This window comes from Shewanella sp. NKUCC06_TVS (genome assembly GCF_019345515.1).
Classification (GTDB): domain Bacteria; phylum Pseudomonadota; class Gammaproteobacteria; order Enterobacterales; family Shewanellaceae; genus Shewanella; species Shewanella oncorhynchi.
This window is the reverse complement of the sequence record NZ_JAHKQX010000002.1, coordinates 16,156-31,262: the sequence shown is the minus strand read 5'-3', so window position 1 is coordinate 31,262 and position 15,107 is coordinate 16,156. Positions and strand designations below refer to the sequence as shown.

At 44.4% G+C, this 15,107-nt stretch carries 16 protein-coding genes; 5 read left to right on the top strand and 11 right to left on the bottom strand.

Translation table 11 applies throughout. From position 1 onward, the window contains the following. Positions 1-93: 93 nt before the first annotated feature. Both KO531_RS02250 and KO531_RS02245 read left to right on the top strand, forming a co-directional pair. A complete protein-coding gene (locus KO531_RS02250) occupies positions 94-1,605 on the top strand; it encodes an AAA family ATPase (RefSeq protein ID WP_219250284.1) in 1,512 nt (503 codons plus the stop codon). 135 nt (positions 1,606-1,740) lie between these two features. Then, entirely contained in the window at positions 1,741-2,376 is a 636-nt protein-coding gene (locus KO531_RS02245) for a DUF2625 family protein (RefSeq protein WP_219250283.1), read from the top strand. 378 nt (positions 2,377-2,754) lie between these two features. On the opposite strand, the gene KO531_RS02240 is transcribed toward KO531_RS02245, so the two are convergent. From KO531_RS02240 to cysP, 4 genes are all read right to left on the bottom strand, one after another. Next, positions 2,755-3,885, bottom strand: a complete 1,131-nt coding sequence (locus KO531_RS02240) for a TOBE-like domain-containing protein (RefSeq protein ID WP_131523841.1) — start codon at positions 3,883-3,885, stop codon at positions 2,755-2,757. Then, positions 3,882-4,748, bottom strand: coding sequence for a sulfate ABC transporter permease subunit CysW (gene cysW, locus KO531_RS02235; protein WP_028759251.1), 867 nt, complete (start codon positions 4,746-4,748; stop codon positions 3,882-3,884). The genes KO531_RS02240 and cysW overlap by 4 nt, the downstream gene beginning before the upstream one ends. 9 nt (positions 4,749-4,757) lie before the next feature. Then, on the bottom strand, positions 4,758-5,603 hold the full coding sequence (cysT, locus tag KO531_RS02230; RefSeq protein ID WP_105249982.1) for a sulfate/thiosulfate ABC transporter permease CysT: 846 nt from the start codon (positions 5,601-5,603) through the stop codon (positions 4,758-4,760). A 187-nt stretch (positions 5,604-5,790) separates the two neighbouring features. Continuing rightward, positions 5,791-6,798: a thiosulfate ABC transporter substrate-binding protein CysP gene (cysP, locus tag KO531_RS02225; protein WP_219250282.1), complete on the bottom strand. Its 1,008-nt coding sequence runs from the start codon at positions 6,796-6,798 to the stop codon at positions 5,791-5,793. A gap of 212 nt (positions 6,799-7,010) precedes the next feature. On the opposite strand from cysP, the gene cysM reads away from it, so the two are divergent. Next, positions 7,011-7,889 carry a cysteine synthase CysM gene (gene cysM, locus KO531_RS02220; RefSeq protein WP_219250281.1) on the top strand — a complete coding sequence of 293 codons (879 nt, stop codon included), beginning with the start codon at positions 7,011-7,013 and terminating at the stop codon, positions 7,887-7,889. Positions 7,890-7,983: 94 nt separating this feature from the next. Here the strand turns inward: cysM and KO531_RS02215 are convergent, their stop codons facing one another. Continuing rightward, on the bottom strand, positions 7,984-8,520 hold the full coding sequence (locus KO531_RS02215; RefSeq protein WP_219250280.1) for a DUF4136 domain-containing protein: 537 nt from the start codon (positions 8,518-8,520) through the stop codon (positions 7,984-7,986). Between the two features lie 177 nt (positions 8,521-8,697). On the opposite strand from KO531_RS02215, the gene KO531_RS02210 reads away from it, so the two are divergent. After that, on the top strand, positions 8,698-9,003 hold the full coding sequence (locus tag KO531_RS02210; RefSeq protein ID WP_219250279.1) for a DUF1289 domain-containing protein: 306 nt from the start codon (positions 8,698-8,700) through the stop codon (positions 9,001-9,003). A gap of 85 nt (positions 9,004-9,088) precedes the next feature. Here KO531_RS02210 and KO531_RS02205 read toward each other — a convergent pair whose 3' ends face one another. From KO531_RS02205 to KO531_RS02185, 5 genes are all read right to left on the bottom strand, one after another. Further along, complete coding sequence (locus tag KO531_RS02205; RefSeq protein WP_219250278.1) at positions 9,089-10,357, bottom strand: ATP-binding protein; 1,269 nt, start codon at positions 10,355-10,357, stop codon at positions 9,089-9,091. Positions 10,358-10,368: 11 nt separating this feature from the next. After that, positions 10,369-11,082: a response regulator gene (locus tag KO531_RS02200; protein ID WP_006080570.1), complete on the bottom strand. Its 714-nt coding sequence runs from the start codon at positions 11,080-11,082 to the stop codon at positions 10,369-10,371. After that, positions 11,082-11,492 (bottom strand): DUF3019 domain-containing protein, encoded by a 411-nt coding sequence (locus KO531_RS02195; RefSeq protein WP_219250277.1) that lies wholly within the window; start codon positions 11,490-11,492, stop codon positions 11,082-11,084. The genes KO531_RS02200 and KO531_RS02195 overlap by 1 nt, the downstream gene beginning before the upstream one ends. Positions 11,493-11,497: 5 nt before the next feature. Beyond that, complete coding sequence (locus tag KO531_RS02190; RefSeq protein ID WP_219250276.1) at positions 11,498-12,361, bottom strand: MipA/OmpV family protein; 864 nt, start codon at positions 12,359-12,361, stop codon at positions 11,498-11,500. Between the two features lie 362 nt (positions 12,362-12,723). Further along, positions 12,724-12,960 carry a hypothetical protein gene (locus tag KO531_RS02185; protein ID WP_028759260.1) on the bottom strand — a complete coding sequence of 79 codons (237 nt, stop codon included), beginning with the start codon at positions 12,958-12,960 and terminating at the stop codon, positions 12,724-12,726. An 807-nt stretch (positions 12,961-13,767) separates the two neighbouring features. Between KO531_RS02185 and KO531_RS02180 the strand changes: the two genes are divergently transcribed. After that, entirely contained in the window at positions 13,768-14,331 is a 564-nt protein-coding gene (locus KO531_RS02180) for an acetate uptake transporter (protein ID WP_173496958.1), read from the top strand. 68 nt (positions 14,332-14,399) lie between these two features. Here the strand turns inward: KO531_RS02180 and KO531_RS02175 are convergent, their stop codons facing one another. Further along, the gene (locus KO531_RS02175; RefSeq protein ID WP_219250433.1) at positions 14,400-14,870 is read right to left on the bottom strand and encodes a YcxB family protein; all 471 of its coding nucleotides are present in this window, start codon (positions 14,868-14,870) and stop codon (positions 14,400-14,402) included. Positions 14,871-15,107: the final 237 nt, after the last annotated feature.

Below are 15,107 nucleotides of genomic sequence, written 5' to 3'. Positions count from 1 at the left end.
CTTAATCGGTTAACTTTTGTCTGTTGTATCAAGTCCAGTTCGCTGGACTTTTTTGTGACACATTTTTGGGTGAATAAAAAGGAATTTGAAAGCATGCAAGATATTCACGATTTAACCTCAGTGCTGCGCTCCAATACGCCAATTGTAGTGATTGAAACCTATGAAGAATATCGCGTGGTTGAGCTGCTTAAGCGGGTCGCCAGTGTGCTCTATCAACCTGTGTTTACATGGAGCATCACCCAAGGCCTAGCACGGGTCGATAAGCCCTTGGCGGCGCAAAAGTTTAATAGCGAACCCACAGATCTGCTCGGGCAAATTAAATCAACCTCGCAGCAGGGAATTTATGTGCTGTGCGACTTCCATCCCTTTGTGGTTGACGCGCCAAAGAACGTACGCTTACTCAAAGAGATAGCCCTTGAGTATGAGACGCTGCAACACACATTAGTGCTGGTGAGCCATGCCTTTGAAATCCCGCCTGAAATCAAACGTTATTGTGCTTATTTTCACTTAACTTTACCAAGTACTGTGCAATTGCAAAATCTGATTTATCTTGAAGTTGATAAAATTCGTCACCAAGGTACGCCGCTACAGGTCGATGATGATGCTGTGGTCAAATTAGCCGATAATCTGCGGGGCGTGACTTTAGACGATGCCCGTCGTCTCGTACGCAAAGCCATAGTCAATGACGGTGCTATTACCTTGTCAGATATCGACGCCATCAATAAAGCCAAGTTTCAGTTACTCGACTTAAATGGTGTGCTGCAATTTGAATACGACACCAGTGATTTTTCACAGGTCGCAGGACTACATAACCTTAAAAAATGGCTCAAGCAGCGCTCGCCCATAGTGGCTGTTAGCGCCATTGACCAAGGCGGCCAGCCGACTCCAGTTCAGCACGTCAAAGCGCTCGATGCGCCCAAGGGGATTTTACTGCTGGGCGTTCAGGGCAGTGGTAAGAGCCTCGCGGCTAAGGCGGTTGCGGGCGTTTGGCAACGACCTTTGCTTAGGCTCGATATGGCAGCCTTATATAACAAATACATAGGCGAAACCGAGAAGAACCTGCGTAATGCACTGGATCTGGCTGACATGATGTCGCCCTGTGTGCTTTGGATAGATGAAATTGAAAAAGGCTTAAGCGGGAGTCGCAGTGATGAGGGCACATCGACGCGGATACTCGGCACCTTACTCACATGGATGGCGGAGCGTAAATCTGAAGTGTTTGTGGTGGCTACCGCTAATGATATTCAAGCTCTGCCGCCAGAGTTGATGCGAAAGGGCAGAATGGATGAAATCTTTTTTGTCGATTTACCCGACGAAGCTATACGCAAAGCCATCTTCTTAATCCACTGTAAGCGCCGTGGAATCGATGTAGCGAGCTTAGATCTCGCCCAGTTATCGGCGCGTAGCCAAGGATTTTCCGGCGCCGAAATCGAACAAGCAGTTATTGCTGCCATGTATACCGCAAGAAGTGTCGAGCGCAGTGTCGACCAAGTGCTATTACTTGAAGAACTTAGTAAGACACGGCCTTTATCTGTGGTCATGAGCGATAAAATCAATGCGCTACGACAATGGGCTGCAGGCCGAACCGTGAATGCCCATGAGTAAGATTTTTGCTTGGTTCCATGGGCGCTAACTAGCATTTTTAAACGCTATATTGGCTTAGTTATTTTCGAGATTCCCAAGGTACTGTTATGAATGATGAGTCGTTTTGCTGGATATTAGTGGTATAAGGATAAGAGATTGAAAAGTATATATGAACTGATTGATATCGAAGACTCTGGCATAAAAGTAGTCAATGAAATGGTTGCTGGTGCTGAGCATTGTGTAGAGATACTGCCGCCTTCAAAGGATCGGGTTGAAGTACTTGAATCCCTTCAGGTATCGACTCGTTCGGTATTAGGGGCTATTGCCTACGAAACCGGTGGGATTTTGATCGACAATGGATGGATTCGATTTTTCGGCTCTGGACATGAAAGATTGTCTAGAAAGCTTACTGATTGGAATAGAAGTGCACATTATCTTTTAGTGGCGAATGACGTAGTTGGTGGATTTTTTGCTATCAACGGCGGCGGTTTAGGTGCAGATGTTGGGAATATATACTATTGGTCGCCAGACTCAATTCATTGGGAAGGGTTAGAAATCGGGTTCACAGATTTTTTTCAATGGTCAGCTACAAAGAGAATCAATGAGTTTTATGCGAGTTTAGGTAAAGATCGCTTTCAAAAAACCTATTCACAGATAGCTACAGATAAATGCCTGAGCTTTTATCCATTTTTATGGGCGAAAGAAGGTTCTATTGAAATAAGCAGCGTGAAAGTGGTGTCAGTTGATGAAATGTATAGGCTGAAATTGGAATTATTAACCTCGGTTAGTTAATTCGTTTACCCGCTGATTTTATGAGTACTTCTGCAATAATTATTTGTTATAAACATCTAATATATTGATTGTTAGATGTAAATCTGCTTATCAGCTCTATTGATTCAACATGGATGGGCTGTATATGCCATCCATGATTAATCACTTCTTCGGAGGGGACAGCACCAAGATCTAGCTGACGTTTTTGGCGGTATCTTGGGCTTTCTCGTTACCGCTTGCATCAAAAATCAAAGCTGTCGCTATCACCAAAAGCTGTCGCGGCAATGCCTAATGAGTGCTTTAGTGTTGGCGTGACAATATCTCTTTAAATGGTTTGAATCTTAGCGGTATCCACTCCCTGTGGTACCGCTAATGCTGCTTATTCCTTTCATGATGACATTAGATATCAAAGGCGAGACTGCCCGGAGTCAGGAATGGCCAACTTAGACGCGTCGGTGAACTCTCACCCTGCGCACCAAAGAAGTAAGCTGTTCTTGGGGTGGCGTAAACCACACTGCCTTTTTGCAACCCGAGTTCCTGCAGATTATGGTGGGTGAATTTGGCTTCCCACAGCTCTTCGCTATGCCAGCCGTGTGGGGCCAATTCCAGTCTAACTTCGGCGCCAATGGGGGTCATGGCGACAATATTGAACGGCAAATTGGCCTGACTATTAGGCTTATTTGACAGCGCTAATTCGTGACTGCGTACATAGAGAACACCATCTTGCTGCAGTGTTTGCTGTTCTGGAGGTGTTAAAAATGCTTGACCATTTTCCCAACGTTTTTGTTGCCAACTGGCTTCAAAGACATTGACGTTACCAAGAAAATCAAACACAAAGCGACTATTGGGGTGTGAGTATAGCTCAGCAGGTGTATTAATCTGCTCTATATGACCATTGCTCATCACTACCACTCTATCTGAGAGCTCAAGCGCCTCATCCTGATCGTGGGTCACAAACACGCTGGTGAATTTCAATTCATCATGCAGGCTGCGTAGCCAGCGGCGTAGTTCTTTACGCACTTTAGCATCCAAGGCGCCAAAGGGTTCATCCAGTAGCAAGACTTCTGGTTGGGTCGCGAGTGCGCGGGCCAATGCAATGCGCTGTTTTTGTCCACCCGAGAGTTGTTCAGGATAGCGCTGTGCGAGATGGCCTAGTTGTACTGTTTCTAGCAGTTGTGTCACTCGCTTATGAATTTCTGCCGCCGAAGGCCTTTGTTTTTTCGGCATCACTTCGAGTCCAAAAGCGACGTTATCGGCGACCGTCATATGGCGAAACAGCGCGTAGTTTTGAAACACAAAACCCACGCGTCTTTCACGCACATGCACTTGGGTGACATCTCTGTTGCCGAATTGAATTTGGCCGCTATCGGCTCCTTCAAGACCGGCAATAATCCGCAGCAGTGTGGTTTTGCCTGAACCTGATGGTCCCAGCAGACCAATCATTTCCCCTTCTTGAATATCGAGATTAAGTGGGGAAAGCGCCTGAAATTGGCCAAATTTCTTGGAAATATTAGTAAGACGAATACTCATAGTTGGCTCTGCTCTTTATTGTCATTGGCGGTTAAACTGCGTTGTTGCCGCCATTCCACTACGGCTTTTAACATTAGGGTAAATAGGGCGATCAGGGCCAGTAATGATGCGCTCGCGAAGGCGGCTTCGGCCTGATAATCTTCGTACAATAATTGCACATGTAAAGGTAAGGTATTGGTTTCGCCGCGAATGTTGCCAGACACGACAGCAACGGCACCAAATTCTCCTACGGCTCTGGCATTGGTGAGGATCACACCATAAATCAGTGCCCATTTGATGTTGGGTAGGGTCACGCGGCGAAAGAGTTGCCACCATGACGCTCCAAGGATCACTGCGGCTTCTTCTTCCGATGCGCCCTGTTGTTGCATCAATGGGATCAGTTCTCTGGCTACAAAGGGGCAAGTGACAAAAATGGTCACTAATAGTATTCCCGGCCAAGCAAACATGATCTGCAGATCGTGCTCATATAGCCATTCGCCCAGCCAACCACTGTTGCCATAGAGTAGCAAATAGAGCAAACCTGCGACGACAGGGGAGACAGCAAATGGAATATCAATCAGCGTGATCAGTAACTTGCGACCGGGGAATTCAAAGCGAGTCACGCTCCAGGCCAGCATGATTCCGAACACTAAATTGATCGGTACTGTGAGTGCTGCCACCATCAGTGTTAAGCCAATCGCATGCAGCGAATCCGGTTGAGTTAAGTGTCCAATATAACGCTCCCAACCTCCGACAAACGCCTGCTGAAAAATACTCACCAACGGCAATAGCAACAATAGCAAGCCTAAGAGCACGGCGAGGGTAATAAGGCTCCATTTGATCAGGGGCGCTTCACCGACTCTTAAGGGTTTAAATGAGTTCATATTTGCTCCTTATCGTCCATGAATGCGGCGCAGATAACGCGCCTGCCACAGGTTTATCAGCAGTAATAGCAGTAACGAGGTCATCAGAACCACTGAGGCAATGGCGCTGGCACCTGCAAAATCAAACTCCTGCAGGCGCACAAAGATCATTAACGAAGTGATTTCACTGATATAAGGCATATTGCCAGCGATAAAGATCACGGCACCAAACTCACCCAGACTGCGGGTAAAAGACAGTGCCGTTCCAATCATTAATGCTGGCCAAAGAGAGGGCAAAATAACCCGCCAAAATACCGAACGATCCGAGGCGCCAAGCGTCATTCCCGCTTCTTCTTCCTCGTGGGATAACTCTTCGAGAACGGGTTGTACCGTACGAACCACAAAGGGAATACTGGTGAAAATCATCGCGACCACTATGCCTAGCGGGGTGTAGGCGACTTTTATGCCCCATTCAGCTAATAGACTACCGATTTGGCCGTTTTCCGCATAAAGGGTGGCTAAGGTGATACCGGCAACGGCGGTCGGCAAGGCAAAGGGTAAATCTACCAATGCATCTAAAATGCGTTTGCCGGGAAATTCATAACGCACGAGTACCCATGCGAGTAATAATCCGAAAAGGCAGTTAAATAATGATGCCGCGAGCGCCGATAGTATGGTGACTCGGTAACTGGCAACCACTCTGGGATCGGCAATCACGCCCCAGTATTCGGACCAGCTCATTGAACTGGTCTGCATGATTAGGCCTGTGGTCGGCAATAATAGGATTAGGCTGACAAATAGTAGTGACACACCTAAGCTGATGGTAAAACCGGGAAGAACCCGCTTATGGCGTAAACGCCCGTTATTAAAAATCACAGAATAATCACCCGATCAGGTTAATTGCGTTAAACCAATACTATTTATACGGTTCGCTCGTTGTTGGCTCAAGCCATTTGTTGGATGCAATCTTTATGGCTAACACTGATTGATAAATGCCAATTAGCGATAAACCCGAGACTTTGCTCGGGTTCAATGTTGATATCTTACTACATTAAGGACGATATCAGCGCTTTAATAGCTCATCGAGTTTTGCACCGTTAGCAAACTGCGTTTTCATGGCATTATCCCAACCACCGATGATTTGCTCAACAGTCAGCAGGTCAACGGTAGGGAACTGCTTAGCAAACTCAGCTTTTACCTTTTCGTTGTGTACACGATAGCTGAATCCTGCCAGTAGACGTTGCGCTTCTTCGCTGTAGAGATAATTCAAATACTCAGTTGCGAGTTCCTGTGTACCGTTACGCTTAGCATTTTTCTCAACCACAGCGACGGGGAACTCTGCCAGAATCGAGGTTTTTGGTACAACCACTTGGTAATCGTCCGTACCATACTGCTGGCGGATATTGTTCACTTCCGATTCAAAGGTAATTAATACATCACCGATCCCACGTTCAACAAAGGAGGTGGTCGCACCGCGGCCGCCAGTATCAAATACTGCGACATTACCGAGGAATTTTTTCAGGAATTGATCCAGTTTAGCCTGATTATCCTTACCATAGTTTTTCTGAGCATAACCTAATGCGGCTAAATAAGTGTAGCGAGCATTACCAGAGGTTTTTGGGTTAGGAAAGATCAGTTTAACGTCATCTCTCGCTAAATCGCCCCAGTCGCTGATCTGCTTTGGGTTACCTTTGCGTACCAAAAATGCGATGGTGGAATAGTAAGGTGAACTGGCGTTAGGGAGTAATTGTTGCCAATTTTCTGGGATCAATTTACCGCGGTCATGGAGGACCTGAACGTCTGTTACTTGGTTAAAGGTCACCACATCTGCGGGTAATCCCTGCAGAATAGAGCGTGCCTGTGCAGATGATCCTGCATGGGATTGTTTAATTTCGACGGTTTTACCTGTTTTCTCTTCCCAATGTTTGGCAAAAACGGGGTTGTAGGCATTGAATAATTCCCGTGCGATATCATAAGAGGAATTAAGCAGGGTTTGATCTGCGGCAGTCACATTGAGTGAGGTTCCCAGAATGAGGGTTCCTAGCAGGGCCTTTATCAATTTTACGGACATTTTTAACTCCTTAATCTGGCAATTTTGTCAGCGTTATGGCACCTAGAGTAATAGAATTAATTGTTTATAAAAAGCCAGTTGAATAGAACTTTTTTGAATAACTATGAGCGATTTATTTTATGTTATAAGCAGTATTCACCGTGTTTGTCAGTGGTAACCGACTTAGAATAGGCTATCGCTTAGTTGTTTTTATCAAGTAAAGGATAATCCTAGTGTCTGACTTCCCGACAATTGAAGCCTGCATCGGGCAAACTCCGCTGGTTCGCTTGCAGCGGCTTAACTGTGGTACTTCCACTGTACTATTAAAATTGGAAGGCAATAACCCCGCGGGTTCAGTAAAAGATCGTCCTGCACTCAATATGATTATTCAGGCCGAACTTCGCCAAGAAATAAGCCCTGGTGATACGCTTATTGAGGCAACGAGTGGTAATACTGGGATTGCGCTGGCGATGGCGGCGGCAATCAAAAGATACAAGATGATCCTGATTATGCCGAATAATTCGACTCAGGAGCGTAAGGATGCGATGCAAGCCTATGGCGCAGAGCTCATGCTAGTGGATAACATGGAGACTGCGCGGGATTTGGCGCTGCAGTTACAAAGCGAAGGCAAAGGTAAGGTGCTGGATCAATTTAATAACCAAGATAATGCTAATGCCCATTTCCTCACGACAGGCCCTGAGATCTGGCAACAGAGTCTAGGCAAAATTACCCACTTTGTGTCAAGTATGGGGACGACAGGTACCATAATGGGTGTGTCAAAATACCTTAAAAGTTGTAATCCCGACATCACTATCGTCGGCCTTCAACCCGCCGATGGCAGTGCTATTCCAGGGATTCGGCGTTGGCCGCAGGCATATTTGCCTGGGATTTTTGATGCTTCTTGGGTTGATTTAGTTATGGATATTGAAGAGCAAGATGCAAAAGCCATGGCGAGAACTTTAGCGCGAGAGGAAGGGATTTGTGCAGGAGTCAGTTCGGGCGGTGCCGTGTTTGCTGCGCTGGAGATTGCTAAACAATATCCGGGTTCTGTGGTCGTGGCGATTGTCTGTGATAGGGGCGATCGTTACCTTTCGTCAGGGCTTTTTTCCTGAGTCCTAGATTTTTACTTTAAGCATATTGAGCGATATGAATATTTGATGGGTGAAAATGGGCGAGATACGCCCATTTTTACCCTTTAAAACGTGATCATTTTTTCGGTGGGAATTGCGCCAAAATTCGGTTGACGGCTTTGGCGGTATCTTGGGCTTTCTCGTTACCGCCTGCATCGAAATCATAGCTGTCGCTGCCACGCCAAATAAGAGCTTTGGTCTTAGGATCGACAATATCTATCTGAATGGTTTGAATTTTAGCGGTATCACTCCCCAGCGGCACGCCAACACTGGTGCCTATTCCAATCCCGCCCGAATTTCCGAATGTGCCTGTGCCTAATCCAATGGATAGCCCTGAATCTTTGGGCTTATCTTGGGTGAGTAAGGCGTAGGCGACGTTAAAGTCGGGCGACGCTGTATTTTCTACAAACCCTTTTTGAGTCAATTGGTTGTTAATTTCTACTTGAATACGCTGGGCGCTTAACGGGTCATCCGTCGGCTGTGGTGTTAACTGGGTAAAGCTGCGTAGTGCGGTGAAGTCGTAATTGAGATCATAATCGTTTTTCGGTTTACTGCTGCAAGCGCTTAATAAGGCAACAGCGACGAGCAGACTGGCAAAGTGACGGTATCCCATGATAGTGCTCCAAGTTGTACAAACTCTGTTCAATGTGCCTTGATTAAGGTTGTTTCTGCAAGTACTTTAGATAAGTGTGTTGTATTTGAATCGCTTTGAATGCAATCCACACGCTTTGTTTTTTAGCACGGATCGTTTTGAGTATGGTTTATTTTTAGATAGGAATAGCGGCGGGTTATGGAACAGTTAGCTTTTTTTGATATCCCGAGTCCTTGTGTCGGTGTGTGTGTTACCGATGCGCGCGGTTACTGTAATGGTTGCCTGCGAAGCCGTGACGAAAGATTCAATTGGTTAACGTTTTCAGATGCGCAAAAGTATGATGTCATTCGCCTGTGTACTCAACGTAAACGTCGTCGCCAGTTAGCGATGATGAAAGCAAGGCAAGCACAAATAGAGCAAGAAAGAGCAGCGTTAAACCCACAGTTGAATTTTGAGCCTGAGCCTGAAGCCGATCTGGATTTTGGTGGCTTCGAGCTAGACTAATAGGTTGAATTGACTTGTTTAACTCGTTTTTATATTCGCGAGTGGGATTCATGACTGACTTGTAATAGTCTCATCTCGATTCCTATTACAGCTTACGTTTTTTCGGCCAGATTAAACTAAATCGAGTATGTTGTGTATCACTGGTAACACTCACATTCCCTTGATGTCGTTGCATAATCCGTTTGATGATCGCAAGGCCTAAACCATGTCCTTTATTGCCATTCTGTACCGATTGGCTGCGATAAAAAGGCTCGAACACTTTGGGTAAATCCACTGCAGGGATAGGTTCGCCGTCGTTACTCACACTTAAATTGACCCTGTGCTGGGTCTGCTTAACCTCAATGATGATTTCAGTGCGGGCAAAGCGTTGTGCATTGGTCAGTAAATTCTGTAGCGCCCGTTCGATTAATGCGGGTTCTCCGAATAAGGGCAGTTTTTCGACTTCGGCTTTGAGCGTTATAGGCGTTGGACTTAAGGTTTCTAGGCGCTTAATACTTTGATTGATGAGATTAATTAAATCGTACTCATCCAACTGGATACCTTCTCGCTGTGACTCTAAGCTGGCATAGGTTAGCAGTTCCTGAAGTAAGTCTTCCATTTCTTTGATGTCGAGCTGCATTTCGTCGAGAAAGTCTTGTCGCTTCTGTTCGTCCGAATCTGGCTGACAATACATAGGCATAAGTGCAAGAGCAAATTTGAGCCTCGCCAGTGGCGTGCGGATCTCATGGGATACCGCATTAGATAGGTGTTTCTGGTTCTCAATCAAGGCGCTGATATGTCGCGCCATTTCGTTAAACGTATTGGCTAAGGGCTTAACTTGGGAGCGATTTGACAGGGTAATCCGCGTGTCCCATTTGGCTTCGCCAAATTCTTTGGTGGCCTTACGCAGTATGCTCAAATCCCGTGAAAGCGGGCCGACCCAAATTAGCGCAACGAGGGCGAGCGATAAATAAAAGAACAGGGTGAACAGGCTGCGAAGGTTGGCTCTGGGATCTATGTCCAGCGGCCCTGCCATTAAGACTTGATCGTCTACTCGAATAAATTGCAGCAGGCTATCATCATTGGCCGTGGTGGTGAACACCTTGCTTGTGCTTAACGCTTGATTATCTGCCAGCGCGACTTGATCTGCATTGAGTAATTGCAGTGGCATCACAGGGTTCGCTGGGATCGCCTCCAGATACCGTTGGCGGGCATCGGGAGGTAATTCCGCTAATAATTGCGCCAATGCCACTAACGGCGCATCGAGGGCATTATTGTCATCAACATTCTTCTGCCACAGGCTGTCGAGTGTCCAGCCAATCCCAAGCACGCTGAGACTGAGTAGCAGATATAAACTGATAAAGAGACGTTTCACTGTATTTGTGCTTAGTTATTCCAAGCTTCAGGAGCAAAGAGATAACCTTGTCCCCAAACGGTTTTAATTCTGAAAGGTGTCTCAATATTATCGTTGAGTTTTTTACGTAATCTAGAGATCCGCACGTCAATTTTTCGATCTTTACCATCGAAATCAATATTGAGTAACAACTGATAAATATACTGACGGCTGAGCACTTGGCCCGCTTGCGAGGCCAGTAACCACAGCAATTCGAATTCATGGCTGGTGAGATCAATTTCAGTTTCATTAAGACGAATCGCATGGGTATGCGGGTCGATACTCAATTTACCGAAGGTTAGACAGTGTGATTCTGCCTGTGGTGGCTGATTCTGACGGCGAAGTAAGTTGTTGATCCGCGCAACTAACAGAGCAGGATCGACGGGCTTGACTACATAGTCATCGGCACCGAGTTCTAGTCCTTTGATTTGATCTTCACTTGAACCAAGTGCGCTCATCAATAGGATTGGACCTGCGAAATAATCGGGCAGTTTCTCACACAGAGTGAGGCCATCCATGCCCGGTAACATAATGTCTAACAGTATGATATCTGGCTTGTAATTGATTAATCGTGTTAGCACTGTATCGCCACGGCGTTCAACTTCAACATGCATACCATGGGATTTTAGGTAATCTACAATCAAGTTTGCTAGGCGAACGTCGTCTTCAACCAATAATACTCTGTGGTTCGATTGTGGGCTTGTCATTAAAATAAACTCCAAGGGTTGCGGTAACGTCTGCGAACCTGAGGTTGTGATGCAGAAGTGATTTTAAGTTTGGCACCTGCCAAAGTTTGGTTACTGTCTTTACTTACCATGACAAATTGAATATCCGTCATAGTGTGGATTTTCATGCTTAACGTATGGGTTGAAACTGAATCACTGCACCATTTGGGGTAGGCAGCGTTGTCGGACAAGATACAGATAAGCTCATCTTTAGCGAGTTCCCACTGTAGTTCTATATAGACGTCACAGGCCTCAGTTTCTGAACTTGTGATGCAAATTTCGGGTGTGAGTTTGAGTGCCGAGTCGCGAGTTTTGGCTTGTGCTGAACTTTGGCCCATCAAGCCGAGGCTTAGACCTATAAAGCAAAGCAAGCTTAACTGAGGCTGTGTCACTAACGTTAGAACCTATAGGCTGCGCCGATAAAGTAGGTGCTGCTATAGTCTTGGTCTAACAAGGGACTGGCGGCAATCTCATCGGCAATTAGAGTGTAACGAACTGCCAACAGTAGATCCCAATTGTCAGTTAATATGTAACGGGCCGTCATTTCCGCACCTTTATCCCAACCTGATTTTGCTTGATATCTTTCGCTCCAATAGGCGTTTTCACTGGGTCTAACGCTGTAATAATAATCCACTACGGCTTGGCTTTTCCAATCAAATACCAACGCAAACTCAAAAATGAAACGATCGTAATCCCAGCCATAGGTCCATTTTATTTGTGCTTCTGAACCTTGATGAACATTAAACATATCATGAGTGTACGCCAATCTAATAATACCGAGCCGCGTATAGATGAATGCTTCGGCACCGCCAAGTAAGGTGAAGTTCCGAGTCTCTAAGGAATTAAACTCAGGCTCTGGCTCAGTCGACAAAGCCATACTATTTATGGCTTTGGCTTCAACTTGAGTGCCACGATTCAAAAAGATATTCGATGGGTCCCATTGATAGAAGTAGGCCCTATCTAAGCTATAACTTGTTACTAAGTTAATTGTAAAGCTTTCTTGCTCGGCTAAGGTATAACCTAAATTACCATTGTCGAAGAACCAGTGTTCGCCGTAATAGGCCACAGTTGGAATAAAGAACAATGGAATATCGTCAAAATCCCTGAGTGGATTGCTTTTTTGTCCCCAGCCTATGGCGATGCCTAGATCCCAGTTGTTCATCTCAATACATTGATTTTCTGGTGCACAGGCTTCTTTCGCCATTCCGATTGCAGGCAAAATACTTAAACTTGTAATGAGGACAAAAAGAATACGATACATGATTTAACGATTAAGGGCTGAGGTTAACAATACAGGAAAACAGATTAGCATTTTATGCTCAATTCAACAGTGGTTTCATTCACGCAGATGCAAAATGATACAGCTATCAATTAAATAATAAATTTATGGATTGCACAATATGTTGATAGTCATGCTAAAAGCTTATCTTGGCAGCTTTCGTACGGTTAATTGTGGATGTTAAATTTTGTGTTTTATAAGTTTCGAGTGTAACTGAAATGATGTTAATTATGATGTAAAAGCTGTGTTGCTTGGAAATAATAATGCCATTCGCAAGTGTGAATGGCACAGACTGAAGCCGAATAACCTACTTTGCGGTAATAACACAGAGATTAGAATGAAGATTAATTGACCTCAGTAACTGACTTGTAGCCCATTTCTGTCAATTGATCGTTTACACAATCAAGCACATATTGTTTTAGCTCAGCATTTTCGACTTGATCTTCAGAGGCCATCTGCTGGCACACTTCTTTCAGCTGAGCGAGATCGGCTGCTGGTGCAGGCGGTAAAGAGGAGTCGTCAGCAAAGGAAGTGAAACTTACTAATGCCAATAGAGTAAAAACAGCTGATAACTTATTCATTTTATTTCCTTTAGTTATGTATTGCCAACCACAGATTAAGAAGCATTCTCTTAATACCACTGTGCCAACATCAGCAATTTATCACTGCTATTCTGTTTTAGATATAAATAATTTTCACCTTTCTTGATTAAGGTTTTTTACCTTGTTTTCCCTTGATTCGCTTCAAGTAAATGGGCTGGCTGAGTGTACTTTATTTGCTCTAGTTTGATTCATTCTCAGCATCTTTTGCTGCTTGAGTTAGGTTCACCCCCCCCCACTCTGAACTCATGCGTGCTAAGTTGGCTCTTCTGAACTTGTGTTTGAAATTAATTGATGAAACTCTGCACATAAACTTATGTGCTTAACTTATGCGCTTAATTGTGTGTACAGTAGAACTTGGATTTCTTTCAAAAGTGCTACTTACATCACTTTAAGGACTTATTTGCGATAAAGTGCATTATTATCACTGTTTATGGTCGATTTTTAATGAAGGTTTAATCGCCGCTGTTAACTGAATTATGCGGTAGTTATAAGAAGTCATATAAAATGAGATATGACGCATGTTGTAGGCCGTTTTTTTCTAGAATATTGAATTAAAAAGAATTAATTTTTATGTGTTTTTTAGTTTAAATTTTATTTTACAGTTTATTATTTTAACTTTATGTTTTTATTGTTTATTTTTATGTGTTCGTTTGTTTTTGATGATTACATTGCTAAGATTATAGCTATCCTCTAGAATGCGCCGCTCTCGCAGGTGCGCGTGCATAAGATTAATGGCAAATGCTATTGATTTTTATTGAATTGTTGATTTTTCTCTAGGGGAACTCTGTGTCTACAAAACTGGCTAATCCAGCGCCATTAGGTTTAATGGGCTTTGGTATGACAACAATTTTGTTAAACATTCATAATGCGGGATATTTCCCTATTGATTCTATGATCTTAGCCATGGGGATTTTTTACGGTGGCATTGGTCAAGTGATTGTGGGGATTATGTGTTTCATGCGCGGCGATACTTTCGGTACGACGGCATTTACCTCATACGGTTTGTTTTGGTTAACGCTAGTGGGCCTCATTTTAATGCCTAATGCTGGCATTGCGGCGAGTCCAACGTATTTTATGGGCTGGTATTTAACGCTTTGGGGCATATTCACGGCATTTATGTTTGTGGGTTCTTTGCGTTATCCAAGAGCCAAACAGTTTGTGTTTGCTTCTTTGACTATCTTATTTTTTCTGCTGGCGGCGCGTGATTTTACGGGTAGCGCCTTGATTGGCACTATTGCGGGCTTTGAAGGGATACTTTGCGGCGCAAGTGCGATTTATTTTGCGATGGCGCAGGTGCTTAATAATGAGTATGGCCGTGCGATTTTACCGGTGGGTGAATTGAAAAAATAACAATTCGGCAATGCAGAGCTGTAAAAAAGGCTGATGAAGATCAGCCTTTTTTATGGGTGTTAGCTGTACTAGATTTTAGTTTTAATATAGGCCACAGCTGCTTCATCTAAGCTACGAAGGGAAACATAACTCGTGCCTGCCTTGTGGGTGATCAAGAAGCCTTTTTCAGTTTCTTTAATTCGGTAAATGTCGGTCCATAAAATTTGGCTGGTCACAGACATAGATTGAGTGTGAATCCCTTGCTCATCAATGGTGAGTGTGACCTCATTGCTGGCCGCTTTACTCATCATCTGACGCATCAACCACCATGCTTTGTGATACTTCACATTGAGCGCTTCGATAACACCTAACCCAACAAAAAAGTAAGCTAAATAAAGGCTAATATCGGTGAAAATAAGCGCGATACCTATCAGGGTTAATCCAATGGCTTTGTAGTAAGGTTTGAGCGTGGGATCTGGTACCACTGATTGCGTATAGCATTCATCGAAGTGGGCTTTATCTAAAATATACGTTGTGGAATATGAATAGGGCGTTGGCATCATGTCATCTAATTGAGGTGGCACTTAATGCGGGCTAGTGTAGCGATTACAGTGATGAAAGTAACTAACCTTGCTATTGCAAGCATGAATGAGCACTTTGGTGTTTTCAAATTCGACGTTCAAACCCGCTCGTTAATACAGGTCAAGATATGAGTTGGACAGAAATACGGCAACGGCTATATTAGTCTTGCCGTAAGCATTGTTCGATTTTCGTGATTTGACACAAGGAGTGCAAAC

Bases quoted from the DNA above. Each gene is read 5' to 3' on its own strand.
- KO531_RS02250 (WP_219250284.1), top strand. From the start codon at position 94: ATGCAAGATATTCACGATTTAACCTCAGTGCTGCGCTCCAATACGCCA.
- KO531_RS02240 (WP_131523841.1), bottom strand. From the start codon at position 3,885: ATGAGTATTCGTCTTACTAATATTTCCAAGAAATTTGGCCAATTTCAG.
- cysW (WP_028759251.1), bottom strand. From the start codon at position 4,748: ATGAACTCATTTAAACCCTTAAGAGTCGGTGAAGCGCCCCTGATCAAA.
- cysP (WP_219250282.1), bottom strand. From the start codon at position 6,798: ATGTCCGTAAAATTGATAAAGGCCCTGCTAGGAACCCTCATTCTGGGA.
- KO531_RS02215 (WP_219250280.1), bottom strand. From the start codon at position 8,520: ATGGGATACCGTCACTTTGCCAGTCTGCTCGTCGCTGTTGCCTTATTA.
- KO531_RS02210 (WP_219250279.1), top strand. From the start codon at position 8,698: ATGGAACAGTTAGCTTTTTTTGATATCCCGAGTCCTTGTGTCGGTGTG.
- KO531_RS02200 (WP_006080570.1), bottom strand. From the start codon at position 11,082: ATGACAAGCCCACAATCGAACCACAGAGTATTATTGGTTGAAGACGAC.
- KO531_RS02190 (WP_219250276.1), bottom strand. From the start codon at position 12,361: ATGTATCGTATTCTTTTTGTCCTCATTACAAGTTTAAGTATTTTGCCT.
- KO531_RS02185 (WP_028759260.1), bottom strand. From the start codon at position 12,960: ATGAATAAGTTATCAGCTGTTTTTACTCTATTGGCATTAGTAAGTTTC.
- KO531_RS02175 (WP_219250433.1), bottom strand. From the start codon at position 14,870: ATGCCAACGCCCTATTCATATTCCACAACGTATATTTTAGATAAAGCC.